Origin of the sequence: Tautonia plasticadhaerens, from assembly GCF_007752535.1 — a bacterium.
Lineage (GTDB): Bacteria > Planctomycetota > Planctomycetia > Isosphaerales > Isosphaeraceae > Tautonia > Tautonia plasticadhaerens.
On record NZ_CP036426.1, the window covers coordinates 7,408,633 to 7,434,100 of the forward strand.

Sequence of the window (25,468 nt, forward strand, 5' to 3'; positions counted from 1 at the left end):
CCTCGGCGGTCTCCGGGTCGACCGGGCCGTCGAAGGTCAGTACGATCCGGGTCGGGTCGGGCCCGACGCCGAACCGTTCCAGGTCGACGACCCGGGGGGGGTGGTGGGGGCGGGGGCCTCGGTGACGGTCGTCGTGTCGCTCGCCGAGACGGCGGCGATCCCCTGGGCCGACACCCGGGCGAGGGTCGAATACGTGCCGGCGGCCGTCGGCCGCGCCACGACGGTCACCGTCCGGCTCTCACCGGCGGCGATCGTGCCGACGGGGATCGTCACCTGGCCGGCGGCCTGGGCGGTGGGGGCGATCGTCGACGAGACGAAGGTCGAGCCCGCCGGCAGGGTCTGGAGCAGGGTCACGCCCTGGAGCGGTGTGGTCCCGGAGTTCCGGATGACGACCGAGTAGGCCACGTCCCTCCCCAGGGCCACCGCCCCGGGGGTGCCGACCACGCTCACCAGCAGCGGGGAGGACTGGGCCCCCACGACGGTCACGGTCGTCAAGGTGCTGGTGGTGGCGTCGTCCGGTCCGGTGACCGAGATCACCATGGGGAAGTTACCGTCCGAGCCGTAGGTGTGGGTGCCACGCACCTCGAACCCGCCGCCCTCGCGGCCGACGACCGTCCCGCCCGTGGTCGTCCCGTCCCCCCAGTCGATCGTCGCCGAGTAGTCGGAGGCCACGCCCCCGGCCGTCGCCGGGATCCGGGCCACGGGGACGTCCCGGAGCGCGACGCCTTCCGTGCCGGAGACCGGCACCCCCTCGATCGGCAGCGAGGACGGGGCCACCGAGACGGTGATCTCCTGCGAGTCGTACGGGTTGGGGGTCGACCCCCGGCCCGTCGCCCCCTGCTGCCGGACGCCGACCCGGAGCGTCAGGTCCCCGGTGAACCCGGCCTGGGGGGTGACGGTCACCCGGTTGCCCGAGACGGCGACCGAGGCCCGGTCGGCGTTGGTCACGAGGGTGGCCTGGTACTCGACCGGATCCCCCTCCAGGTCGGTCGACGAGAGGTCGAAGCCCAGCGGGACGCCGGAGACGGCCTGCTGGTCGGCGACCGGGCCGAGGATCGGCGGGTCGTCGGTGGCGTCGGCGACGACGTCGACGGCGATCGCCTCGGAGTCCGTCTCCCCGGTGCCGTCGCGGGCGGTGACGGTGACGACGGCCGCGTCGGCCCCCTCGTCGGCCCGGATCAGCAGGACGGAATCGGTGACGTTGGACACGATCCGGGCGTCGGAGATGACCACCGGGGTGGTCGGGCGGTCGTTCGAGCCGGTCGGCACGTCGGCGATGGCCTCGGCGACGTCCTGACCCCGGACGAGCTGGCCGAGGATCGTGTGGTTGAAGTCCAGCGACCGTTGCGGGCCGAGCGTGACGAAGAGCTGGGAGCCGTTGGTGTCCTTGCCCGAATTGGCCATCGCCAGCTGGCCGCTCCCGCTGAAGATCGCCGAGGGGGCGAACTCGTCGTCGAACCGGAAGCCGGGGCCCCCGGAGCCGTCCCCCTCGGGGTCGCCCCCCTGGAGGACGAAGCCGGGGATCACCCGGTGGAAGGTCAGGCCGTCGTAGAAGCCGTCGTCGACCAGGTCGGTGATCTGCCGGACCGTCTCCGGCGCGAGGTCGCCGAAGAGCTGGAACTCCAGGTCGCCGAAGCCCTCGACCGAGAGCCTCAGGAAGGTCCCCCCCGCGCGGACCTCCGCCCGCACCCCCGAGGAGTCGCTGGCCACGGCGTACGTAATCGGGTCGCCGTCGGCGTCGCTGCCCCGGAGCGGCACGAACAGCGTCTTGCCCCCCGGCACGCTCACCGCCGGGATCGGCTCGATCACCGGGGCCGCCAGGAGCTGCCTCCCCTCCAGCGCCTCCACCGCCAAGCCCCGCCCCGTCCTTCGGCCGCCGGTCCGCCTCGCCATCGTCGCACCCTCCTCGATGAGCCGCCGCGCCCGGGCCGCGATCACCTCGATCACGCGTACAGCATGCAACCAATCATAATCACCGACGACGACGGTTCAAGGGGCTGGGCCGGTCGGGCCGGTCGGGTCGGTCGGGCCGGTCGACGATGCCCCGGTGCGGCAGGGCGGCGGGCCCGATATGATCGGGCGATCGGATACGCACCCGGGAGGAGAGGAGACGCCATGAGCGCGAGGACGTTCTCGATGTTGTGCCGATCGGCCCTGGCCCTGCTCCTCGGGGCGGGGATGGCCCGGGCCGACGGCGAGTCGGGCTGGACGAAGCATGCGATCAACGACCGCAGCCCCTTCGAGGCCGCCGGGGCCCTGGACGTGGACGGCGACGGCGTGCTCGACGTCGTCTGCGGCGAGACCTGGTACGAGGGCCCCGGGTTCTCCGAGTCCTTCAAGGTCCGGGACGTGGCGCAACAGGGCACCTACTTCAACTGCTTCGCCACCCTGCCGGTCGACGTGAACGCCGACGGCCGGATGGACTACGTCACCTGCTCCTACTTCGGCCGGGACGTCGGCTGGGTGGAGAACCCCGGCGAGGCGGGCGCCCCCTGGACCTATCACGCCATCGACCAGCCCGGCCCGAGCGAGGCCGCCTGGCTCGTCGACCTGACCGGGGACGGCGTGCCCGAGGTCCTGCCGAACGCGGTGAACGTCGCCGTCTTCTACGAGCTGAAGGACCCCGGCCCGGCTGCCTCCTGGAAGAAGTACGAGCTGGGCTCCCAGGAGGCCGGGCACGGCGTCGGCACCGGCGACGTGAACGGCGACGGCCGGACCGACCTGCTCACCCCAAAGGGCTGGTTCGAGGCCCCGCCCGACCCCTCGGGGGAGTCCTGGGCCTTCCACCCCGAGTGGTCCACCGTCGGCGGCGAACAGGGGAAGAATACCGCCGCCGGCATCCAGATCCTCGCCCGGGACGTGGACGGCGACGGCCTCTCCGATGTCGTCTTCGGCATGGGCCACGACTACGGGCTCTACTGGCTCACGCAGCAGCAGGACGACGACGGCAACCGGACCTGGTCGGAGCCGAAGTTCATCGACGACACGATCCACCAGGCCCACACCCTGATGTGGGCCGACCTCGACGGCGACGAGGCCGACGAGCTGGTCACCGGCACCCGCATCTACGGCCACGAGGTCGAGCCCGGCGACACCGACGCGCCGATCATCGCCTCGTATCGCTTCGACCGCGACTCCGGCGACTGGGAGCGGACCATCCTCTACCGGGGAGAGGCCGCGACAAATGCCCCCCCCCGGGACCGGGCCGCCGAGCGGGACGCCCTCAAGGACTTCCCCCGCGGGACCGCCGGCACCGGCCTCCAGATGATGGCCGTCGACCTCGACGCCGACGGCGACGCCGACCTGCTCTGCCCCGGCAAGAGCGGCCTCTACTGGCTGGAAAACCCGGGGGCGTGAGGGCCGTCGAGTCGGCCGAGGGCGGAGGCGTGACGGCCGCGTCGACCCGCCCTCCCCCGGCCCCCGTCAGCCTCTCCCCAACAGCCGCGCCGGGAACCTCCCCGGCGCGGGCCGGGGCCGGTAGGAGAAGAAGCCGTTCGAGGCGATCGAGGCCTCGAAATCCCCCCCGGGGACGCCGTCCCCGGAGGGGAGCGTGCGGCCGAACTCGCCGTCGAGCGGCCGGCCGGCCAGGTCCCGGACGCCCCCGGACCGGATCAGGAGCCGGTAGTTCCCCCGGGGCAAGGGCGCCCCGAAGTCGTAGGAGACCCCGACGACCGGCGTGCCCGTCGGCCCCCCGGGGTTGACCGGCTCGTACACGGTCGGCAGGACCTGGGGCTCGCCGATCAGGGTGACCTCGCCGGGCACCACCAGGGGGGAATGCCTCCGGACGAGCCGCACGTTGCCGGGCAGCGAGGCCGGGTCGACCCCTCCCCCCTCGGCCCCCCGGAATTGCACCAGCAGCCGACCCGCCCGGGCGTTCAGCACGGCGGACTCGACCCGGAAGGTCGGGGCGAGCGGCGGCTGAAACCGGCCGACCTGGAGGAACCGCCTGGCCTCGGCCACGTCGTGCGCCATCAGGAACAGCGACCGGGCGGTCACGCCGCCGGACAGGAAGCTCCGAGGCTCCAGGCCCTCGACCGGGCCGGCCCGCCAGGCTCGTCGGCCCGGGCTCGGTCGACGGCTCGAACGCCACAGGCTCCGCGACATCGCCCCTCCCCCCACCGGTCGCCCGGCGTCGGCCGACGCCCCGGCCCGGGGCCCCGATGAGCCCCGACCCGGGGTCGGTGTCCCTCGGGAGTTCTCATCGCCCGATCGACGGCCCGGGTCCAGCGATTCGGGCGGCCGGTCATCCCCCTCGCCCTCAGATCCGGCGCGTCCGCCCGTCGCCCTCGGTCCCGACTTACGCTATCGTGGGAAATGACGCGGAGCGGCTCCGGCCCCGTCCTTGCAGGCTCGGGAGGGGCGAGACCCGACGCGAGGCCCATCGAACTCGAACCCGGGAGAGACCGACCATGGCGACCGCCGCCGCCACCCCGCTGACGAAGCTCCAGGCCCTGAAGCAGAGCGTCTGGATGGACTTCATGAGCCGACAGTTCGTCCGGCAGGGGGAGCTCGCCCGGCTGATCGAGGACGACGGGCTCCAGGGGGCCACCTCCAACCCCACGATCTTCGAGAAGGCCATCGGCCACAGCGCCGACTACGACGACGACACCCGGGCCCTCGTCGCCGAGGGTGCCGACGTCGACCACATCTACGAGGCCCTGGTCGTCGAGGACATCCGGGGCGCCCTCGACCTGTTCCGCCCGGTCTACGACCGCACCGACGGGCTGGACGGCTACGTCAGCCTGGAGGTCTCCCCCCTGCTCGCCCTCGAGCGGGAGAAGACCGCGACCGAGGCCAAGCACTACTGGGGCAAGCTCGACCGCCCCAACGCCATGATCAAGATCCCGGGCACCGAGCAGTGCGTCCCGGCGATCGAGGACTCCCTGGCCGACGGCCTGAACATCAACGTCACCCTGCTCTTCAGCGTCGAGGCGTACGAGGCCGTCGCACACGCCTACATCCGGGCCCTGAGGCGGAGGGTCGAGGCCGGCCGGCCGATCGACCACGTCGCCTCGGTCGCCAGCTTCTTCGTCTCCCGGATCGACGCCGAGGTCGACGGCCGGCTCGACGCGATCATCGCCAAGGAATCCGACGCCGGCCGCAAGGCGAAGCTCGAAGCCCTCAAGGGCAAGGCGGCGATCGCCAACGCCAAGATCGCCTACGAGTCGTTCGGGAAGATCTTCTCCGGCCCCGAGTGGCAGGCCCTCGCCGCCAAGGGGGCGAAGCCCCAGCGGCTGCTCTGGGCGTCGGTCGGCACCAAGAACCCGAGCTACCCCGACACCCTCTACATCGACGAGCTGATCGGCCCCGACACCGTCAGCACCATGCCCCCCGAGACCTACCAGGCCTTCCGGGACCACGGCAGGGTCGTCGACTCCCCACCCCTCACCGCCGACACGGCCGCCGCCCACGAGGTCATGGCCGACCTCGCCGGGGCGGGCGTCGACTTCAAGGACGTCACCGACCACCTGCTCAAGGACGGCGTCCAGAAGTTCGCCAAGTCCTTCGACGACCTCCTCGGCGCCGTCCGAGGCAAGCGGGAGCAGCTCGCCAAGTAAGACTGGAGAGGATACGGGACTCACGCAGCGAAGCGGGGAAGCGGAAGGCCGGGAGAAAGAATCTCCCCGCGCGCGGTCTTCCCCGCGACGCCGCGTGTGATCCCCGCACTCCGAACACGAAACGGCCGGCGGCCCGCCCCGGGTGGGGGCGGGCCGCCGGCCGTCGTGATTCGATTCACATCAGGCGATCGGGCCGGGGCGGAGGTCCGATCAGGGACCGAGGCCGCCGTGGGTCCGGAAGGGCGTCATGTGGGACGGCTGGTCGAGGAACCAGAACCGTTCCCATTCGTCGCCGATCTGCCTCAGGTTCTCCGAGTCGACGAGCAGTTCTTCGACCCGCCTGGGCGGATATGCCGCGTAGCGCGGCAGGGGCACCGGCGCGCAGCCCTCGCTCGACACGAGGATGATCGCCAGCAAACCCAGCAAGAGCAAGGGTTTTCGCATGAGAAGTACCTCCCGCCTCCGTTCGGGATCGACCGGACCGGGGTGATCCTCCTGAACCCGAACGCCCCCCGAGGGGGACGACCGGGCCGGTCCGGTGGGGGCGATCCGATCTCGGGACGCGACCGGGCCGTCTCCGGCCGATCCCGCCCCCCGCGACGCACGCCCACCGCCCGATGGGCGTCCCGTCCGCTGCGACCCGAACCTGGGGGGACTGACTCGGCGGAAGGCGGGGCGATCGCTCGCTCAGCGCTTCGCGTCGGCCCCGGCCGGCGAATGCAGCCGGGGTCCCTCCGGGCCCGGGTCCACGGACCCGTCACTGTCAAAATCGGAATCCCCGTCGTCTTTCTCCAGCGGAAGTTTCGACGGGTCCATCTTCCGGACCAGTTCCTCCATCTCCTTGCCCGGCTTGAACGTCACCACGTTCTTGGCCGGCACCGAGACCTTGTCGCCGGTCCGGGGGTTCCTCGCCTTGCGAGGGGCCCGCCGCTTGACCTCGAAGACTCCGAAGTTCCGCAGCTCGATCCGACCCTCCTCGACCAGCGTCTTGATGATCTCGTCCAGCGTGCGCTGCACGATGTCCTTGGTCTTGAGCTGGGTCAGCCCGATCTCCTCGGAGATCTTCTTCACGATCTCTTTCTTCGTCACGATGGCGGTCTCCAGCGGGAGCAGCTCGGCCCGGCCCCAGGGGACGATCGGCTCAAGGTTATTGGCCACTTGGACTAATGTCAAGCGATTCCCGGCCGGAAACCGCGGCAACCCGCTCGACCGCGCCCCGGCACGGGTCGTCGCCCGGCCCGGCCGTGAGCAGGCCCGCCTCAATGGCCGCCCTCACGTGTCGATGCATCCTCGCATAGCCCCAGGGCAGGCCCAGCGACTCGACCAGCCTCCTGAGCCTGCCGAGGAACTCCTCGGTGATCGGCCCGGCCTCCCCCTCGTAGTTCGGATCGCAGAAATAGACCCGACAGCCCAGGGGACGGGCGTCCCGGGCGGTGCAACGCCCGAGCCGGTCCTGCCAGGGGCAGGTCGCGCCGTCATCCGGGGTACGGGCAGGAGGAGGCGCGTCGGCCACCAGCAGCGCCGCCTCGGCCGCCGAGAGGAAGAGCGTATGCCCGTACTCCTCGAACCGGCAGCAGCGGCCGCTGACGACGCAGGTCGGCCCGTGCTCGGCGACCCGGGCGTCGAGCTCCCGGTAGAGCGTCCGCAACGGCCCCCGGACCCGCTCGGGGTCGATCGCCGAGACCGGATCGACACCGTCGATGCCCCCGGTCACGAGGCCGTCCGCGCCGCCGCGGCCTCGACCTCCTCGACGCTGTGCCAACGGCCCCGGTCCACCCCGGGGCAGCCCCGGCCGACCAGCTCCCAGTCGGCCCTCGATTCGATGTTCTCCTCCCAGAACGGCCAGGTCCTGCACTGGGTCGGCCTCGCCTCATAGACGGTGCAGCCGACCGCCTTGTCCCAGAAGATGCACTCGCCGTTGGGACGCTCGATCAGGCTGTACCGCCGTCCCACCCGGCGGACGAACCGCAGGCCGAACTCCTCGACCGACAGGCCGACCGAATCGGCCAGCGCGGCGATCTCGTCGGCGTCGACCCACACATAGCCCGGCGCCCCGGTGCAGCAGTTGCCGCACTGCGTGCAGGAGAACCGCAGGCCGTCTCGGTACCAGGGGGCGGGCGACTCGGCGTTCATGATGGGGCCGGGCGGTGGTCGATCGGGGAGGCGCGTCGGGCGGCAGGGGCAACGACCTGAGCATATCAATCCCCCCGCCCCCGCTCAAGCCCGATCACCACAAGTCGCCGTTTCGGATCGGGTTGCGTGCCGAATCCCGGCGGCCTCGCCGTCGATCAGCCCCCGATCGAGTGCATCAGCCGCTCCGGCTTGATGAAGTTCGCCGCGTTGATCTGGTGCCCTTCCCACTTCGCCGCCACGCTCTCCCGGAGGGCCTCGGCCAGCTCGGAATCGGGGGCGCCTCCCCGGATCAGGGCCCGGATGTCCGTCTCGTCCAGGGCGAACAGGCAATTGCGCAACTTGCCGTCGGCGGTCAGCCGGACCCGGTTGCAGCTCCCGCAGAAGGGGCGGCTGACCGAGGCGATCAGCCCGACCCGGCCGCCGCCGTCGTCGTAGTCGTAGTCGACGGCCGGGGCCCTGGGGTCCTGGTCCGGCGCCGGGGACAGTGGGCCGATCCCTCGCGAGAGCAGGTCGAGGATCTCGGAGGCGTACAGGACCTTGTCGCGTTCCCAGGCGTTGCCGGCGTCGAGCGGCATGTACTCGATGAACCGAAGCTCCAGGCCGTGCTCCCGGGCGAACCGGCCGAGGGGGACGACGTCCTCGTCGGTCTCCCCCTTGATCGCCACCGCGTTGACCTTCACCGGATCGAACCCGGCCTCCTTCGCCGCCAGGATCCCCTCGATGACCTTCTCGAAGCCCGGCCTCCGGGTGAGTCTCTCGAAGCGGGCGGGATCCATCGTGTCGAGGCTGACGTTGATCCGCCTCAGGCCGGCGTCGAACAGCGCTCGGGCCGCCGGCGCCAGCAGCATGCCGTTGGTTGTCAGCCCGACGTCGACGATGCCGGGCACGTTCGCCAGCTTCCCGACCAGCACCGGCAGATCCCGGCGCACGAGCGGTTCCCCGCCGGTGAGGCGGATTTTATCGATGCCGAGCGCGGTCGACACCCGGACGAACCGCTCGATCTCCTCGAACGTGAGTAATTCCTGCCGGGGGAGGAACTGGACCAGCTCGGGCATGCAGTAGGTGCACCGGATGTTGCAGCGGTCGGTGACGCTGATCCGGAGGTTGTTGTGCACCCGGCCGAAGCGGTCGACGAGGCGGTCGGTGGGCATGGCGATTCGCTCGGGTTCGTCGCTCATCCTTCCAGCCTACCCGATCGCCGGCCCGACGCCACTCCCCCGGCGGGCCGGGCCGTCGGGCGATCAACCCGGGGGGGATCGGGGGTCGGGTCGAGCCCGGGGTGGACCCATTCCTCGGAGCCGTCGGCCCAGGTCTCCTTCTTCCAGATCGGGACGACCTCCTTGATCGTGTCCATCAGCCACTGGCAGGCCTCGAACGCCTGTTTGCGGTGTGGGGCGCTGACGGCCACCACCACGCTGATCTCCCCCAGCTCGACCCGGCCGACCCGATGCTCGATCGCCACGTCGACGAGCGCCCAGCGTTCCCGGGCCTCCGCCTCCAGATCCCCGAGCGTCTTCTCGGCCATCCCGGCGTAGGCCTCGTAGTCGAGGTGGTCGGTCCTCCGGTCCCCGGTCACCTCCCGGGTCGTCCCCAGGAACGTGCAGACGGCCCCCGCCCGGGTCGATCGGACCCGGTCGGTCAGTCGGGCGTGGTCGATGGGCTGGTCAGTGATGGCGATCATGGACGTCGTCCCAAACTGACTGCGAAATCCCGGTCGGGATTCACCGATTCCCGGCGGCTCGCCGGTCGTGCACCGCTCCCCCGCTGACCGGGGGGATCAACGCGACCTCCTGGCCCGCCCGAATCTCCCGGTCCTCGGCCGCGTATTCCCCCTCGACCGCCACCATCATCCCCGGCATCAGGGCGGCCAGGGCCGGATGCTGCTCGGCGACTGCGGTCCTCAGCGTCGCCACGGTCGCCGGCTCGGGCAGCTCGACGCCGACCTCGGGCGATCCCAACCGCTGCCGGGCGACCGCGAACAGGCGAATCTTAACGAGCAACGGACGTCCCCTCCCCGGTCGATCCCTCGGGCCTCGCCCGTTCCGAGCGCAGCGCGATCCGACTCGCGATCAGGCCGCCGAGCAGCGCGACGAGCACTGCGACGAGCGAATGGCCGGCATCCTCGAAGCTCTCGGCTCGAACCTTCGACGTCGACCCGAGCGCGATCAGGCTCATCGTCTCGAGGACCAGCGTCGGGGCGAGCCGAGGCCGAATCGACGACTCCAGGCCGGGGGCGAAGGCCATCGCCAGGTATCCCCAGCCGAAGGATGAGGCCCCGGCCCAGAACACCCGGGCCCGTCCCCGGAGATAGGCCACATGCAGGGACGCGACCCCGAGGAAGGCCACCGCCCCGGTGAATGCGACGCTCGACCACCAGTCCGACGGATCCCGGACCGCGACGAAGAAGACCGCCGCCAGGGCCACGACGGCCATCAGGCCACCCAGAGAGAATCGGGGAATCGTCATCTCGACTCCGATGCGCCTCCGGTCGGCGGTCACGCCCGCCCCGGGCGTTCCCTTGCCGCCCGGCGCCAGGGAGTAGTAGTGTGAACAGTTTCGGGGCGGGGTTCAATCGAGGATCGGGGGTCGTCGGCCCATGAGCGATCGGAACGGCGGGCCGGGGGGGGCGTCCATCCGGGTCCGGGGGGCCCGGGTGCACAACCTGAGGGACGTGGACGTCGACCTGCCCCGGGACCGCCTCGTCGTGCTGACCGGCGTCAGCGGCTCGGGCAAGAGTTCGCTCGCGTTCGACACGATCTACGCCGAGGGCCAGCGGCGCTACATCGAGGGGCTCTCGGCCTACGCCCGGCAGTTCCTCGACCAGCTCGAACCGCCCGACGTGGACCTGATCGAGGGGCTGCCGCCCACGGTCGCCATCGACCAGAAGTCGGGCGCCGCCGGCCCCCGGAGCACGGTCGCCACCGTCACCGAGATCCACGACTACCTGCGCCTGCTCTACGCCAGGGCCGGCGTGCCCCACTGCCCCGGCTGCGGCGAGCCGATCCGGTCGCAGACCGCCGAGCAGATGATCGGCTCGGTGCTCGGCCTGGGGGAGGGCCGCAAGGTCATCATCCTGGCGCCGATCGTCCGGGGCCGCAAGGGCCAGCACCTCGACGCCTTCCGGGCGATCCGGCGGGCCGGCCTGATCCGAACCAGAGTCGACGGCGAGACGATCGAGCTGGCCGACGAGCCCCCGAAGCTGGCCAAGACCAAGGTCCACGACATCGAGGCCGTCGTCGACCGGCTGGTGGTCCGGGAGGGGATCCGGTCCCGGCTGGCCGACAGCGTGGACCTCGCCCTGAAGCTCGGCGACGGCGCCCTCGTCCTCTCGATCCAGCAGGAGGGGGGCTCCTGGCTCGACCGTTCCCTGAGCACGAAGCTCTCCTGCCCGCGTTGCGGGCTCGGCGTGCCGGAGATCGAGCCCCGGACCTTCAGCTTCAACAGCCCCTACGGCGCCTGCCCGGGCTGCGACGGCCTGGGCGTCGTCTCCGCCTTCGACCCGGAGCTGGTCGCCCCCGACCGCTCGAAGTCGATCGCCGGGGGGGCCGTCGCCGCCTGGGCGGCCCTGCCCCCGAAGTCCCGCACGGAGGTCCAGGGGGATGATCGCCTGATCGCACTCCTGGATCGGCACAAGATCACGAGTGAGACCCCCCTCTCCTCCTGGCCCGCCAAGGCCCTCCGGGAGTTCTTCGAGGGCGGCCCGACCGGCAAGGGGAAGCCCCCCTACAACGGCGTGATCGTCGAGCTCCGGGCCGTCCACGACGCGCTCCCCGAGCGCCGCCGGGAGGCGCTCGACGCCTTCCGTTCCGACCTCCCCTGCCCCTCCTGCCTGGGCGCCCGGCTCCGGCCCGAGGCCCGGGCCGTCACCCTCGACGGCACCCCGATCCACGCCCTCACCGCGATGACGGCCGACCGAGCCCGGGGCGTCCTGGGGTCGCTCCGCTTCGAGCCCCCGCTCGACCGGGTCGGCCCCCCGCTCGTCGCCGAGGTGGCCGAGCGACTTTCCTTCCTGGAGCGGGTCGGCCTGGGCTACCTGACGCTCGACCGCCCGGCCGACACGCTCTCCGGCGGGGAGTTGCAGCGGGTCCGGCTCGCCACCCAGATCGGCTCTGGCCTGGTCGGCGTCTGCTACGTCCTCGACGAGCCGACGGCCGGCCTGCACCCCCGGGACACCGAGCGGCTGCTGGCCAGTCTGGCCGACCTGCGAGCCCGGGGCAACAGCGTCCTCGTCGTTGAGCACGACGAGACGACCATCCGGGCCGCCGACTGGCTCGTCGACCTCGGACCCGGGGCGGGCCCCGACGGGGGGCGGGTCGTCGCCCTCGGCCCCCCCGGGGCGATGGACGAGACCGAGCCCGGCGCCTCGGTCACGCTCCGATACCTCCGGGGAGGGGAGCGGCGGGAGGGGCCCCTCCCGGCGCTCATCCCCCCCGGCGAGGCCCGACTCGCCCGGAGCCCCGGGCGAATCGCGATCTCCGGGGCGTCGGAGCACAACCTCAAGTCGATCGACGTCGAGATCCCGATCGGGGCCCTGACGGGCGTCTCGGGGGTCAGCGGATCGGGCAAGAGTTCCCTCGTCCTCGACATCCTCGCCCGCGCCGCCCGGCGGGCCCTGGAAGGGACCGGCCCCCGGCCCGGTGCCCACACGTCCATCTCCGGCCTGGACCAGATCGACAAGCAGATCCTCATCGACCAGTCCCCCATCGGCCGCACCCCCCGCTCGACCCCCGCCACCTACACCGGGGTCTTCGACGACATCCGGCGCCTCTATGCCACCACCCGGGAGGCCAAGGTCCGGGGCTACGGCCCCGGCCGCTTCAGCTTCAACACGAAGGGGGGCCGGTGCGAGTCGTGCGAGGGCCAGGGGGTCCGCCGGATCGAGATGACCTTCCTGCCCGACCTGGACATCCCCTGCGAGACGTGCCGGGGCCTGCGGTTCGACCGCGCCACCCTGGAGTGCCGCTTCCGGGGCAAATCCATCGGCGACGTCCTGCTCATGCGCGTCGACGAGGCCCGGCCCCTGTTCGAGAACGTCCCGAAGGTCGCTCGGGGGCTGGAGGCCCTGCACGAGGCCGGGCTCGGCTACGTCACCCTCGGCCAGTCGAGCACCACGCTCTCCGGGGGGGAGGCCCAGCGGGTGAAGCTCGCCGCCGAGCTGGGCCGGGTCGCCACCGGCCGGACGCTCTACGTCCTGGACGAGCCGACGACCGGGCTGCACTTCGCCGACGTCGACAACCTGCTCCGCATCCTGCTCCGCCTGGCCGACCTGGGGAACACCGTGGTCGTCATCGAGCACAACCCCGACGTCCTCCGGGCCGCCGACTGGCTCATCGACCTCGGCCCCGATGCCGGAGATGCCGGCGGCTCCCTCGTGGCGATGGGCCCCCCGGCCGAGGTCGCCGCATCGGGCAAGGGCCACACGAGCCGCTACCTCTGACCGCCCCCGATCGGGATCGGCCCCCCCTCCAGCGGCACGATCCAGGGGGCCGGGCCGATCGCCCGGGGCTGTGCCGCCAGGTCCACCCGATCGTCCACCAGCTTCTGGGGCGGCCTGCCGTTGAGCGAGGCGACGGCCAGCGCCCGCACCTCCACGCCGGGGACGCCGGCCTCCCCGTAGAAGTCGGCCAGGTAGTGGGCGAACTGGCGGATCATGTGCGGCCGGATCGCCATCTTCGCCTCCTGGCGGGGGGAGAGGAAGTCGGCCGGGTTCACCACCGCCGACCGGCCGGTGCCCGGGTCCGTCACCACGAACCGGATGTCTCCGCTCTTGTCCCGCAACTTCATGTGCCAGGAGAAGCGGTGGCCCTCCTCGGTCCAGTTCACGTCACCCGGATAGAGGTGATGGCGCAGCGGGATGAGCACCTGCAAACCCAGGTAGAGGCCGATCAGGGCCGCCATCACCCGCCTCGACCGGCGGGAGGGCACGTCGGGCAGTTCGTCAGGGGCCGGTTCCCGACGGCCGCCGAAGAGCGGGCGGAGCGACGTCGAGGGGAAGAAGATCGGCGTGGCGAGGATCATGAACCAGGGGAAGATGCCGATCTCGAAGAGCGCGGCGTTCGTCAGGTGGAAGGCCAGCAGGACGAGCGCCGCGAACGCCCGGGTCCGCCCCCAGAGCAGCATCGGCGCGGCGAGCAGGTCCAGCAGCAGGCCGCCGTAGGAGAACCCGAGCACCACCCAGCGCTCCGAGAGCCAGGGGCCGACGACCGGGGCCCCGGCATGGATCGCCAGCCAGCTCCGCATCGGCTCTCCCCGGAGCCAGTCCCCGTTGAGCTTCGCCACGCCGCCGAAAAAGTAGACCAGGCCGAGCTGGGCCCTCAGGATCCCGAGCGTCCAGGCCGGGACCCACCGCCTCCGGATCCAGGGCAGCATCCGGACGTCGGCCGAGAAGTCCCGGTTCGCCGGCAGCAGCGGCATGAGCCCCGAGAGCAGGACGATCAAATAGAAGTGGTTCTGATACAGGCATTGATCCAGCAGGAAGACATACGAGAACCCCAGGAAGAACAGCACCGACGCCAGCCGGTAGTACAACCCGGCCGCGATCATCGCCGCCGCCAGCCCCATCCCGTAGAAATGGAGGTGCATCCACTTCTCGGGCCAGGGGCGGACCCAGCCGAATCCCGGATAGGTGAACAGGTAGATCGGGTCCAGGAACAGTTGCCGGACCCAGCCGAACCGGAGGAATCCGGCCACCTCCCAGAGCATCACCAGGCCGAAGACGACCCGGAAATAGACCAGCGCCGCCACGTCGACCGGCCCGAACAGCAGCCGCCCGGCCTTGGCCGTCGCCGTCCTCGTTGTTCGGGATCCCGTCGAGGGCGACCGCTCGGCGACGGCCCCGGGCGACGGCCGATCATCCACGTCGCGGTGCGTTTCCATGCAATCGAGGCTAACGGCCCGCCGTCGGGACGGCAACCGAGCGGGCCACCGCATCCCCCCCCTCCAGGTGCTCCCGGAAGAAGCGGTCGACCCGGTCGACGTAGCGCGACCGGTGGTCCCGATACGCCCCGACGTGCTCCACGCCCGGCAGCGCGACCAGCTCGCACGACTCCCCGACGGCCCGGGCGATCGCCCGGCCGTGGGAGACGGGGACGATGGAGTCGTCCTCGCCGTGGATCACCAGCATCGGCCGCTCCCCCCATCCGGAGGCCAGCCGGGCCGGCTTCAGGTCGTCGGTCCGGACGCCGTAGACGAGGTGCGCCGCCAGCAGAATGCCGGGGTTGAACTGCGGGGGCAGGCCGCTGTGCGCGCTGAGCTGCGTGTCCAGCAGTTCGGGCAGGTCGCCGAAGGGGCTGTCGAGCACGGCGGCGCCGATCTCGGGGTTCTCCAGCCCTTCGAGCAGGATCGTCGACGCCCCCAGCGACCAGCCGAGCCAGCCGACCCGATCGGGCGGGAACCCCTCCTCCCCGGCCCATCGGAGCGCGGCCCGGAGGTCGGCCCGCTCGTCCCGGCCCATCGAGAGCCGCGCGGGGTCGCTCCGGCCGTGGCCCCGGAGGTCGAACAGCAGCACGTCGAACCCCCGGGCGTGCAGGTCCCGGCCGACCCCGGCCAGCTCCTCCCAGTTCATGAGCATGCCGTGGACGCCCACCACCAGCCGCCGCCGTTCCTCGGTCGGGAAGTACCAGCCCCTCAGGGTCAGGCCGTCCTCGGTGGTCGCCTCCCACCGCTCGGCAGGGCCGACGAGCCTGGGGTCGAGCCGGGCGGGCCGGTTGCTCGGCCTCGTCAGGTAGTGGGCCGAGACGATCGCCACGCCGAGGTAGCCGAACGGCATCGCCGCGACCGCGACGATCGACGCCACGGCGACGATCCGGAACGGGGGCCGACGGCGTCGAGCGGGGACGTCCATGAAGCCGACCTCCGGTGTCGAGACGGGCCGGGCGGTTCGAAGGGCACCCTCACCTCTAATCGAACCGCCCCCGGGTGGCAACGCGAATCCCCCGGCCCTCGCCCCGCCCGGCCCCGTCGACTAGACTCGCCTCGATCGCCCCGACCCGATCACCCGGCCCCCTTCGCGCGGAGGAATCCATCATGCTGCTGCCGATCGCCCTCGCCGCCCTGCTCTCCCCGACGGCCCAGGAGACTCCCGGCGCCCTGGAGCAGGACCCCTCCGGCTGGATCGACCTCATCGAGGCGTCGGGCGCCGACCTGGAGGGTTGGACCCGGGTCCCGATCCCCCCCGACGGCGCGTTGAATCCCGACTCGCAGTGGTCCGTCGACCCCGAGACGGGTTCGATCGTCTGCTCCGGCGACAAGGGGCACGAGTGGCTCCGCTGGGATGCCCCCCAGCGGGACGGCATCTACCACGTCGAGTGGCGCTTCGTCCCCGTCGCCGAGGGCCCTCGGCGGTACAACTCCGGCATCTACGTCCGGAACTCCGAGGACGGAACCGTCTGGCATCAGGCCCAGACCGGCGACGCCTCCGGCGGCTTCCTCTTCGGCGACACCCTGATCGACGGCGAGCTCGAACGCATCAGCACCCGAGACCGGGTGCCCGACCCCCGGGTCAAGCCCGCCGGCGAGTGGAACACGTATGAGGTGACCTTCGCCGGGGAACGCGTGACCCTCTGGGTCAACGGCGCCGTCACCGTCGACTGGGAGACCTGCCAGGTCCCGTCCGGCCACGTCGGGCTGGAGGCCGAAGGCTACCGGATCGAGTTCCGACGCGTCCTGCTCAAGCCACTCTGAATCGGGCGTCGGGCGTCGGGCGTCCCCGCCCCGGTGCTCGGTCGTCCCCCGCACCCGCCGCGCGCACGACGACCCCCCGAGCCGATCCAGGGCAATCGGCCGGGGGAGCGTCGCGTTCGATCGGTCTCGGGAGGGGCGGGGTGCTAGCAACAGCCACCCCTCGGGTTCGAATGGGCCGGGGTGCTAGCAACAACCGGCCCACGGTAAGGGGACCGAAATCGGCATCCGACCGCGACACGAAACCCGAAAAAAGAAATCGGGGCGGGGATCCGGCCGGGGATCGCGGGGGACCGCGCAGGGGAGACGCCCGGCCCGGGGCCCGCCAGGGGCCCCGAGGCGGGCGTCCGCGTCATTCCCGGATTTCGATGCGATGCCCGACGTCGATCAGCGCCGGTCGTCCGAACGGATCGACGCCGGCCTCGGCGCGGGGGACGCGGCCGTCCCGGTCCCTTCGGGGGCGGCCCCGGGGGCGAGGGACTCGGAGGCGAGCTTGCCGAGCATGACCTGCTCGAAGCCCCTCAGGTCGGTCCAGAAGGTGCCTGGTCCGGCGTAGAAGACGCCCAGGCGGAGGTCCTCCGGCAGGTTCTCGGCGAAGAGGTAGCGGTTGTACGAATCCGGCCCGCCGAGGGTCTGGACGTACCGCTGATAGCGCTCGGCCTCGGCGGCGTTGGTCAGCTCGACCTTCTTCGCCTCGGCCTCGCCGATCGTGGTCGTGATGTCGGCCTGGATGGCGGCGGTCCGGGCGTCAAGCTCCGCCTCCAGCTTCTCCGTGGTCGCCTCGATCTCCCTGGCCTGTTTCTCGCCCTGGGCGATCGCCTCGGCGAACAGCTTGTCCGTCTCGGCGGCCACCCGGCGCTCCTCCAGCGTGACCTTGGCCTTGGCCTCCATCAGGTCGCCCTCGGCCTCGGCGGTGAGCTGCTTCTGGTCGTTGGTCAGCTTCACCTCCATGGCGATCTTCGACCGCTGGATCGGCTCCCGGACCTCCGCCGGCACGTAGATGTGCCTCGTCAGGCCGAACAGTAGCGTCAGGTTCTTCTCGTTGAGCCGGGACTCCAGGTCCTCGGAGGTGTCCGTCTGGAACGCCTCCCGGCTGTCGCCGATCAGCAGGTCGACGGCGCCGTGGCGGGAGCCGTTGATCCGGGCGATCGAGCCGATGTCCGGCAGGACCACCTGCTCCTCCACCACCTCCAGGACGTTCTGCTGCTGCTCCCCGGCCTTGCCGAAGCGTCGGATGACGTCGGGGGCCTGGTCGGGCAGGATGCCCCAGATGGTGGTGAAGTCGAGGAAGATGTCGAAGCCGTCCCGGGAGAGGAACCAGATCCCCTTCTCCTTGTCGTAGACCGGGTCCCTCGACAGCGGGGCCAGCTCGCCGACGCCGACCGCCTCGACCTCCTGGTAGAGCATGCTGCCGTCGGGGCCGACCTCGGGCGCGACCTGCAGGGTCGTCTCGTTGTAGCCCACGCTCAGGATGTCGACCTGGGTGGCGAAGGGGTTCAGGTAGTAGATGCCCGGCTGCAGGACGTCGTCCTGCGTGCCCCGGCGGGCGCCGGTGCGGAGGTCCTCGGAGCGATTGGTGACCACGCCGACGTAGCCGGCCGGGATCAGCAGCGCCTCCCCCGGCTCGTGCTGCACGCCGCCGTTGGTCTTCACGCAGGAGGTGACGGGCAGGACCTCGACGTCATAGGCGTACGAGTTGATCCGGTACCGGCCGGGCGTGAGCACCTTGCGCTGGATGCCGCGCTGGCCCTCCCGGTCGGCCAGGTACTGCCCCTGCGGGAGTTGCTCGCCGAACTTGGCGGTCAGCACGGCGATCTCGCCGGGCTTGATCAGCGTGTCCCGGATCCGCTCGTACTTGTATTCCAGGGGGTTGATGAAATGCCTCCCCGGGCCGGGCATCTCCTGGAGGATGCCCACCTGCTTCGGCCGGCCTCGGCCGTCCGTCTCGACCAGAGTCCCGGTCGGGGCCGTCGGCACGGAGCGGAGCGGCGGGAAGGGCCCCCGGTAGGTCAGCAGCAGGCTCTCGCCGGGGGGGACCTCCACCCGGCAGACCACCCACTTCCAGGCGAGCAGATACCCGAAGACGTACAGGGCCACCAGCGCCACGGCGGCCCCGATCAGCGGTCGGATCAATCGGGGGTTCATCGGTTGGCCTCCGCGGTGCGGAACGGGTTGGAGGGGATCGTCCCCGGGTCGGTCGACTCGTCGCCGGCCAGGGGGCCCGGCGGGGCCGCCGGCGGGGTCGAGGCGGGTCCCGGGGACGCCGCGTCGGTGGCGAACTGGCTGAACAGCTCCATCAGCGGGCCGTCGGAGTTGGTCAGGATCGACCGGAACGCCGGGGCCACCTTGCCGATCATCACGTTGCGGGCGAGCGCCCCGCCGTCCCCGCCGAAGGCGGACACCCGGAGGGCCAGGCCGGCCAGGTCGGCCTCGTTCTCGAACCGGATCACGTCGGCCGACGCCCGGGCCTCCGAGCCCAGCGCCTCCGCCTTGCTCCGGGCGGCCTCCAGGCGGGTCTGCGCGACGGCCAGCCGCTGCTCGGCGGTGGTGACGGCCACCTCCTGGTCCTGCATCGCCCGGGTCTTCTGCTCGACCACCTCCTGCTCGGCCTCGATCAGCCGGGCCTTCTGCTCGGCCAGCAGGTTCTTCACCCGCAGCTCGGCCTGGGATTCCTGCTGGATCTTCTCCTGGAGGAACTGGTCGAGCTGCTGCTTGGCCACCTCCCGGGCCCGCACCGGCGCCCGGATCTCCTCCGGGGCCGAGGCCGAGGTGACGGCCACCTGCACGATGTCCACCCCCTGCTCCTCGCAGCGGTCGGAGAGGGTGCGCTGGAGGTTCTGCTGGAAGATCTCCCGGTCGTCCCCCGAGATGAACTGCACGGCGTTGAGCTTCGAGCCGTTCACCCGGCAGATCGACCGGGCATAGGGGGTGATGATCTTGTTGATGATTTCCTCGTCGATCGCGTCCCCGTTGCGGTCCTCGTTGTAGAGGACGAAGACCTCGGCGGCGCGGGCCTCGTCGATCCGGAAGTTCACCTTGCCGTCGAGCGAGATGTTGAAGCCGTCGGCCGAGAGGAAGGTGATGTCGGCGTCGTCATTGAGGCCGAAGGTCCGGCTCCGGCAGTCGACCACGTTGATCCGCTGCTCGAAGGGGTTGATGAAGTACTTGCCCGGCGGCAGGGTCTCCTGCTGCACGCCACGCTCCCCGGCGTCGACCAGGACCACGTTGGGGTCCTTCGGCTCCCGGCCGGCCAGCAGCGTGACCACGCCCCGGCCGCCGGTCGGCACGTCGATCGGCTCGACCACCAGGAACTCGGTGGCGTAGGGGTTGTAGGCGACCCGGGCCCCGGCCTCGATCACGCCGGGCTCGATCCCCTTCTGGCCCGGCTCGGCCAGCACCCTCCCCTCGGGCAACTCCTCGCCGACGAGGCTGACCCGCACGGCGCACTTCCCCTCGGGGACCTCGAACTGGTCGGAGAGCTCCCAGTCCCAGAAGAACGGGTTGTAGAAATACCGGCCCTCGGTCAGGACCTCCGGCTGCACTCCCTTGGTGTAGCCGACCTCCTCCGACCGGGCCCGGGCGATTTCCATGCCCGCCTCCAGGTCCCGGCCGACCTTGCGGATCAGGACCGCCTGCTTCCCCTTGCCCACCTCGACGCGGCAGGCCCCGTAGAGCAGCCAGCCGCCCACCGCGACCAGGGCGAGCAGGCCGACGATCAGGCCGCCCCCGAGTCGGGGCGGACCCCCGGCGCCGCGACCCGTCGGGTCGCGTCGATCGATCGATGCCATGGGTGAATTCCTCGGTCAGACCCCGGCCGGCCCTGGCCCGCCATACGACGTCGCGGGGAAGCGGCTCGGCCCTCGGCGCGAAGTACTTCGCCGCAGGGTCCACCCTATTCATACCATGTCGATGAATCCCCCGGGATCGCCGGCCGACGACCCGGGGCCGGGCATCCGGCGCCCGGCACCACGCGACTCGCCCCGACCGCCATCGTCGGGGCGTCTTGGACACGATCTGCAAGGCGTCCCGAAACGGACGGGGCCGGGCCGAGCCGACTCGGAGGATTCCGGACCGAGGGGGGCCGTCCCGACCGGCCTTACTTCTTGCGGTGTCGGATCTTGCTGCGCATGCGGCGCTTCTTCCGACCGACCTTCCGACGGCCCTTCCCTCGACGGCGGCTAGCCATGAGCCCTCCCCTGGGTTGTTCGGGTGTTTCGAGCGAGAATGCGAGAATGCGGACGGATCCCCCGCGGGGGAAGATCTTCACTGTACCACGTCGGGCCCGATCGGCTCAAGCACAAGCCCGGTCGACTCACTCGGGGGCGTCGGTGCCGAACGGGTCATCGGCCTTGGGGCCCAGCTCGGCGGCGATCTCGTCGAGCCGCTCCCGGACCTCCTGCATGCCAGACGGCCGGCGGTCGGGTTTCGGTGCGATGCAGTCCATGATCAGGTCGCTGAGCGACTTCGGCAGGTCGGGCACCATTGAGGCGGGCGACTTCATCCGGGCCCGGTTGGCCCGGCCGTTGTCCAGCCCGGGGATGCCGAGATTGGCATACTCCCCGGTGAACATCCGATACATGGTGGCGCCGAAGTTGTACACGTCCGTCTTCTCGTCCACCACCTTGCGCTGGGCCTGCTCGGGGGCCATGTAATAGGGGGTCCCCTGGACCCGGCCCTTGTCCTCTCCCCGGATCCAGGCGGTGCCGAAGTCGATCACCTTGACCTGGCCGTCCCGGGTGATCATCAGGTTGCCCGGCTTCAGGTCGCCGTGGTAGACCCCCCGGCGGTGCATGTGGGCCATCGCGTCGGCGACCCGGCGGAAGAAGGCGACCAGCCTGGGGACGGGGAGTTTCGCCAGCAGGTCGTCCAGCATCACCCCGTCGACGTACTCCAGCAGCAGCTCGACGCCGGTGGTCTTGAACCACGACTTCTTCACCCGGAAGTCGAGCACCCTGACGATGTTGGGGTGGTTGAGCATCCGGGCCACGTCCCACTCGACCATCGCCTGGTTGACGTAGATGTCGTCGTCGGGACCCTGCCGGCGGACGACCTTCAGCGCATACTTGCGGCCGGTCGCCTTGTCCCGGACCAGGAGGATCGTGCTGCCCGCCCCCGTGCCGAGGCTGCGGACCACCTCGTAGTCCATCTTCGCCAGCTTGGGCGCGGCGGTCGTGCTCGCCATGCGGTCTTCACTCTCCCGGGCTCGTTCGGGTCGTCCCCGGCCGGTCGCCGGGAGACGCCGGCGATCGGCCGATCCGATCGGCCTGGTCCGGTGACCAGGCACCGCAGTCTACCAGAATAAGCCGGCCCGATCGACAGGGCGATTGCTCGCATGGGACGAAGGGCTCCGGCCGGTTCAGGGCAGCAGGCCCCCCGGCCTGATCCTCCCCCAGAGGGGGGCGGGCCGGAACGCCTCCGCGAAGCGGGCCCCGCACTGGAACCCCCGGAGCCGGGACTGGACCTCCATCAGCTCGGCCAGGGCGTGGATGCCGCCGTCCTCCCGGGAGGTCTGGCTGGCGTGGCAGGCGAGCATCCGGCGCTTGCGGTCGATCGCCGACGAGATGTCGACGTAATGGGCCGGCTCGAAGCCGACCGCGGCGATCGTGTCCATGTAGACCAGGACCGGGGGCCTCCCCAGCGGGGGCCGGTCGCCGACGACCCACCCCCCCGAGGCCGAGAGCCAGCAGGCCATCCCCGCCAGTTCCCCCACCCGGGCGTGATCGGCGTGATAGTCCTCCGGCGGGTGAGTGATCACCAGGTCCGGCCTCGACTCCCGCAGCAACGACACGAACCGGGCCCTCGATTCCGGGGAATCGTAGACGTCGGAGTCGCCGAACCCGAGGAAGCGGATCGGCGCCCCGAGGGCGCCCGCGGCGGCCTCGGCCTCGGCCCTCCTCCGGTCGGCCAGGGCCGGGTCCGGCCCGCCCGATCCCCCCCGGTCCCCCCGGCAGGCGACGGCCAGCTCGACGGCCGAGCCGAGGTCGAGGAACCTCGCCAGGGTCCCCGAGCAGAGCAATTCCAGGTCGTCCGGGTGGGCCCCGATCGCCAGCACCCGGCCCGGCAGGTCCGGCCCGGCCCCGGTCCCGATCATCGCAGGGCGACCTCCGTCGGCTCGGCCACGAAGTCGCTCGCGACGATCTCGGCGTCCGGGTGCATCTGCATCAGCGAGGCCGGGCAGCTCGCCGACGCCGGGCCGTGCACCGCCATCCGCACCACCCCGCGCTGCCAGGGCCGGTTCGCGTAGAGCCGGATCATCCGGGCGCCGAGGATCTCCGCCATGCCCACCGTCACCGCCGCGCCCGGGATCAGCTCCAGGGCGCAGCTCAGGTTCACCGCCATGTGCGCCCGGGATTCCGGGGCCACGGCGACGACCCTCGTCCCCCTGGTGGCGAACTCCGGCACGGTCGCCCCGGGTTCCGGCTCGTTGAAGGCGACGTGCCCGTTCAGGCCGATCCCGCCGAAGCAGGCGTCCACGCCCCCGCGGGCCCGGATCCCCTCTCCCACGAGTTCCGGCGCCTCGGGGTCGGGCACGATGCGGTTTCCCGGCCTCGGGGCCCGGTCGCCCGGCAGGAGGTCGAAGAAGGCCCGTTCGACGAACCCCCGGAAGCTCAGGGGGTCGGACGCCTCGATCCACCGCCCCGGCCCGGCGAGGAACTCGTCCATCAGGATGAACGTCGTCGCCGAGAGGTCCAGCCCCTCGTCCCGGACCATCCTGACCAGGTGCTCGTACTGCCCGACCGGCCCCACCGGGACGATCAGGCAGGCCGCCTTGCCGGCCTTCGCCCGATCCGAGACGACCCCCGCCATCGCCCTCGCCATGTCGACGGCCAGCGCCTCGGCGTCCCCGACGACCCGCACCCGGACGTTCGACCCCTCGCCGAGCCGCCCGCGGGGGATCGCCATCAGTGCCCGGAGATCCACGGCGATCCTCCCGCGATGCCCGACCGCCAATCAATCGAAGTAGCCGCATTTCCTCAGGTGTTCGACGCTCCGCTTGACCCGGTCGTGCCGGCCGTCGAGGCCCGGCTCGGGCTCGCCGGCGATCCCCTCGATCTCGATGGTATAGGGGCCGGCGAAGCCGACGGCGTCGAGCTGCTGGCGGATCCGGGCGAAGTCGATCGCGCCGCCGTCGCCGACGGCGGGGAAGTACCAGTCGTCGGGCTTGCCGCGCGAGTCCTTCAGGTGGACGTTGCGGACGTACTCCTTGACGCGGTCGAGCTGCTCGTGGAGGTCGGCGCCGGGGTTGTAATAGAGGATGTTCCCGGTGTCGTAGTTCAGCCGCACCGCGGGGTGGTGCACCTCGAACATCAGGGTGAGCATCTCGTCGGCGTTCTGGGTCGGGCCCTTGTGCGTCTCCAGGGCGATGACCACGCCGAGGATCTGGGCCACGTCGCCGACCTTGCGGAGGTTCTCGACCACCGCCCGGCGCTCCTCGGGGGTCGCGGGCTGGCTGGCGCCGGAGACGACCACGTCGACGTCGAACCACTTCTTCGCGAACCGGATGCGGCGGGCGGTCAGCTCGGTCCCCTCGTCGGTGCGCATGTCGCCGCCGCCGACGTTGCAGCCGCTCACCTCCACGCCGAGCCTCGCCAGCTCGTCGCGGAAGGCGCCGGCGGTGGCGTCGTCGGCCTTCTCGGTGACGACGGCCTCCTCGGGGATGACCAGGCCGCCGAAGTCGTGGCCGCGGAGGGCCAGCTCCAGGTGGTCGATGCCGGCGTCCCGGATCTTCGAGGCGGCGGCGCGGACGCCGGAGGCCCCGTAGCAATTGGAGAAGCAGCTGATGATGCGATTCATGGCGATCCGTCGGGCGGGTTCGATGGCGATGGCGATGGCGAGTCGGATTCGTCGGGGGGGTGGGGGGCGACCGGCTCCAGCGCCACGGGCACCTCCGAGCCGAGGTCGTCGATCCGCAGGGCGAGCCGGCCGGAGAGCACGTCCAGCAGGGCCCGGCCGCATACCTCGGCCCGCCAGCCCTTCAGGATCTCCGGGGTGCGGTCCCCCGGCTGGCCGTCGAGGTGCCAGCGGACCAGCTCCTTCAGGTCGCCGGTCGAGCCCACCAGCCCGGTCGAGATCTGGTGACGGGCCGCGCAGTGGGCCATCGTGGCGTTGAGCAGCGAGGTGAGCATCGACATCCCCGGCAGGTCGTCGACGCGCTCGCCCGGCTCCGGCAGCCGGTCCTCGGGCACCGCGAGGGCCTCGGCGATCACGTCGAGGATCTCCCGGGACCGGGCGATCAGGGCCGGGCGGTTGAAGTCCCGGAGAGCTTCCAGGTCGCGCTTGTTCCGGGGCTGTCGGCGGGCGAGGCCGACCATCAGGTCGTCCCGCATCACCTGGCGGATCGGCCGGTTGGAGGCCCGGGCCTCCTCGACGCGCCACTCGTAGAGCCTCCGGGCGACTTCCAGCGACCTCCGGCCCAGCGTCCCGGCCCCGGGGAGCCGTCGCCAACGGTCCTCCTCGACCCGGCGTCGGACCGACTCGATGAAGTCCGAGAACTCGTGCTCGGCCCATTCGACCCGCCCCCGGCGCTCCAGGCGGTCCCTCAGGTGGTCGGCCACGTCGAGCAGGTGGGCCACGTCGTCCAGGGCGTATTCGACCTGGGCGTCGCTCAGGGGCCGTCGCCTCCAGTCGGTCCTCGTCTCGCTGCCGGCCAGGCTCACGCCGACGGTCTGGCCGACGAGATTGACCAGCGACATCGGGTAGCCGTACCCGGCCAGCCCGGCGGCGACCTGGGTGTCGAACACCCGATCGGGCAGCCGGCCGGTCCGCAATCGGCAGATGCGCAGATCCTCCCCCGAGGCGTGCATGACCACCTCGACGCCCGGGTCGAGCACCACCTCCCAGAGCGGATCCAGATCCAGCCCCCGGGCCAGCGGGTCGACGGCCACCATGCGGTCCCGGGTGGCGACCTGCACCAGGCAGAGGACCGGCTCGAAGGTGTCCTCGGAGACGAATTCCGTGTCGAAGGCGAAACGGCCGACCCGGCGGAGGTGCTCCACCAGCTCGGCCAGCTCGGCGTCGGCGGCGATCAGGGGGTCGACGTGGCGTCCCGGCATCGTTCGGGTCGGTCCCGAGTCCCTGGAGGTTGGGGAGGCGCGGGT

23 protein-coding genes are annotated in these 25,468 nt (G+C 71.6%); 4 read left to right on the top strand and 19 right to left on the bottom strand.

Going from position 1 to position 25,468, the window contains the following annotated elements:
• Positions 1-36 precede the first annotated feature (36 nt).
• Positions 37-1,893, bottom strand: a complete 1,857-nt coding sequence (locus tag ElP_RS29585) for a peptidylprolyl isomerase (protein WP_145276368.1) — start codon at positions 1,891-1,893, stop codon at positions 37-39.
• A gap of 222 nt (positions 1,894-2,115) precedes the next feature.
• Here ElP_RS29585 and ElP_RS29590 point away from each other — a divergent pair, with 222 nt between their 5' ends.
• The gene (locus tag ElP_RS29590) at positions 2,116-3,357 is read left to right on the top strand and encodes an FG-GAP repeat domain-containing protein (RefSeq protein ID WP_145276370.1); all 1,242 of its coding nucleotides are present in this window, start codon (positions 2,116-2,118) and stop codon (positions 3,355-3,357) included.
• Between the two features lie 66 nt (positions 3,358-3,423).
• Here the strand turns inward: ElP_RS29590 and ElP_RS29595 are convergent, their stop codons facing one another.
• Positions 3,424-4,104 (bottom strand): hypothetical protein, encoded by a 681-nt coding sequence (locus tag ElP_RS29595; protein WP_145276372.1) that lies wholly within the window; start codon positions 4,102-4,104, stop codon positions 3,424-3,426.
• Positions 4,105-4,409: 305 nt separating this feature from the next.
• On the opposite strand from ElP_RS29595, the gene tal reads away from it, so the two are divergent.
• Positions 4,410-5,558 (top strand): transaldolase, encoded by a 1,149-nt coding sequence (gene tal, locus ElP_RS29600; protein ID WP_145276374.1) that lies wholly within the window; start codon positions 4,410-4,412, stop codon positions 5,556-5,558.
• A gap of 210 nt (positions 5,559-5,768) precedes the next feature.
• Here the strand turns inward: tal and ElP_RS29605 are convergent, their stop codons facing one another.
• From ElP_RS29605 to ElP_RS29640, 8 genes are all read right to left on the bottom strand, one after another.
• Entirely contained in the window at positions 5,769-6,002 is a 234-nt protein-coding gene (locus ElP_RS29605; RefSeq protein WP_231749311.1) for a hypothetical protein, read from the bottom strand.
• Positions 6,003-6,245: 243 nt separating this feature from the next.
• Positions 6,246-6,647 (bottom strand): HU family DNA-binding protein, encoded by a 402-nt coding sequence (locus ElP_RS29610; RefSeq protein WP_145279098.1) that lies wholly within the window; start codon positions 6,645-6,647, stop codon positions 6,246-6,248.
• A 58-nt stretch (positions 6,648-6,705) separates the two neighbouring features.
• A complete protein-coding gene (locus ElP_RS29615) occupies positions 6,706-7,272 on the bottom strand; it encodes a hypothetical protein (RefSeq protein WP_145276378.1) in 567 nt (188 codons plus the stop codon).
• A complete protein-coding gene (locus ElP_RS29620) occupies positions 7,269-7,691 on the bottom strand; it encodes a YkgJ family cysteine cluster protein (protein ID WP_145276380.1) in 423 nt (140 codons plus the stop codon). The genes ElP_RS29615 and ElP_RS29620 overlap by 4 nt, the downstream gene beginning before the upstream one ends.
• A 155-nt stretch (positions 7,692-7,846) precedes the next feature.
• Positions 7,847-8,869 carry a GTP 3',8-cyclase MoaA gene (moaA, locus tag ElP_RS29625; RefSeq protein ID WP_145276382.1) on the bottom strand — a complete coding sequence of 341 codons (1,023 nt, stop codon included), beginning with the start codon at positions 8,867-8,869 and terminating at the stop codon, positions 7,847-7,849.
• Positions 8,866-9,372: a molybdenum cofactor biosynthesis protein MoaE gene (locus tag ElP_RS29630; protein ID WP_145276383.1), complete on the bottom strand. Its 507-nt coding sequence runs from the start codon at positions 9,370-9,372 to the stop codon at positions 8,866-8,868. The genes moaA and ElP_RS29630 overlap by 4 nt, the downstream gene beginning before the upstream one ends.
• A 40-nt stretch (positions 9,373-9,412) precedes the next feature.
• Entirely contained in the window at positions 9,413-9,691 is a 279-nt protein-coding gene (locus ElP_RS29635) for a MoaD/ThiS family protein (RefSeq protein WP_145276385.1), read from the bottom strand.
• Complete coding sequence (locus tag ElP_RS29640) at positions 9,681-10,157, bottom strand: hypothetical protein (protein WP_145276387.1); 477 nt, start codon at positions 10,155-10,157, stop codon at positions 9,681-9,683. The genes ElP_RS29635 and ElP_RS29640 overlap by 11 nt, the downstream gene beginning before the upstream one ends.
• A 130-nt stretch (positions 10,158-10,287) precedes the next feature.
• Here ElP_RS29640 and uvrA point away from each other — a divergent pair, with 130 nt between their 5' ends.
• Positions 10,288-13,128, top strand: a complete 2,841-nt coding sequence (uvrA, locus tag ElP_RS29645) for an excinuclease ABC subunit UvrA (protein WP_145276389.1) — start codon at positions 10,288-10,290, stop codon at positions 13,126-13,128.
• On the opposite strand, the gene ElP_RS29650 is transcribed toward uvrA, so the two are convergent.
• Both ElP_RS29650 and ElP_RS29655 read right to left on the bottom strand, forming a co-directional pair.
• Complete coding sequence (locus ElP_RS29650) at positions 13,119-14,567, bottom strand: HTTM domain-containing protein (RefSeq protein ID WP_197446482.1); 1,449 nt, start codon at positions 14,565-14,567, stop codon at positions 13,119-13,121. The two genes, uvrA and ElP_RS29650, sit on opposite strands and share 10 nt — an antisense overlap.
• Positions 14,568-14,577: 10 nt before the next feature.
• Positions 14,578-15,534: an alpha/beta hydrolase gene (locus tag ElP_RS29655; RefSeq protein ID WP_145276393.1), complete on the bottom strand. Its 957-nt coding sequence runs from the start codon at positions 15,532-15,534 to the stop codon at positions 14,578-14,580.
• A 182-nt stretch (positions 15,535-15,716) separates the two neighbouring features.
• On the opposite strand from ElP_RS29655, the gene ElP_RS29660 reads away from it, so the two are divergent.
• On the top strand, positions 15,717-16,373 hold the full coding sequence (locus ElP_RS29660; RefSeq protein WP_145276395.1) for a 3-keto-disaccharide hydrolase: 657 nt from the start codon (positions 15,717-15,719) through the stop codon (positions 16,371-16,373).
• A 384-nt stretch (positions 16,374-16,757) separates the two neighbouring features.
• Here ElP_RS29660 and ElP_RS29665 read toward each other — a convergent pair whose 3' ends face one another.
• The 7 genes from ElP_RS29665 to ElP_RS29695 all read right to left on the bottom strand — a co-directional run bounded on the left by ElP_RS29665 (position 16,758) and on the right by ElP_RS29695 (position 25,423).
• Entirely contained in the window at positions 16,758-18,515 is a 1,758-nt protein-coding gene (locus ElP_RS29665) for an SPFH domain-containing protein (RefSeq protein WP_145276397.1), read from the bottom strand.
• The gene (locus ElP_RS29670) at positions 18,512-20,158 is read right to left on the bottom strand and encodes an SPFH domain-containing protein (RefSeq protein WP_145276399.1); all 1,647 of its coding nucleotides are present in this window, start codon (positions 20,156-20,158) and stop codon (positions 18,512-18,514) included. The genes ElP_RS29665 and ElP_RS29670 overlap by 4 nt, the downstream gene beginning before the upstream one ends.
• 524 nt (positions 20,159-20,682) lie before the next feature.
• Positions 20,683-21,552 (bottom strand): serine/threonine-protein kinase, encoded by an 870-nt coding sequence (locus ElP_RS29675; RefSeq protein WP_145276401.1) that lies wholly within the window; start codon positions 21,550-21,552, stop codon positions 20,683-20,685.
• 174 nt (positions 21,553-21,726) lie between these two features.
• Positions 21,727-22,461: a PIG-L deacetylase family protein gene (locus ElP_RS29680; RefSeq protein WP_145276403.1), complete on the bottom strand. Its 735-nt coding sequence runs from the start codon at positions 22,459-22,461 to the stop codon at positions 21,727-21,729.
• The gene (locus ElP_RS29685; protein WP_145276405.1) at positions 22,458-23,273 is read right to left on the bottom strand and encodes a sugar phosphate isomerase family; all 816 of its coding nucleotides are present in this window, start codon (positions 23,271-23,273) and stop codon (positions 22,458-22,460) included. The genes ElP_RS29680 and ElP_RS29685 overlap by 4 nt, the downstream gene beginning before the upstream one ends.
• 48 nt (positions 23,274-23,321) lie before the next feature.
• Positions 23,322-24,164, bottom strand: a complete 843-nt coding sequence (locus ElP_RS29690) for a sugar phosphate isomerase/epimerase family protein (RefSeq protein WP_145276407.1) — start codon at positions 24,162-24,164, stop codon at positions 23,322-23,324.
• Entirely contained in the window at positions 24,161-25,423 is a 1,263-nt protein-coding gene (locus tag ElP_RS29695; protein WP_145276409.1) for a ribonuclease D, read from the bottom strand. The genes ElP_RS29690 and ElP_RS29695 overlap by 4 nt, the downstream gene beginning before the upstream one ends.
• Positions 25,424-25,468 lie beyond the last annotated feature (45 nt).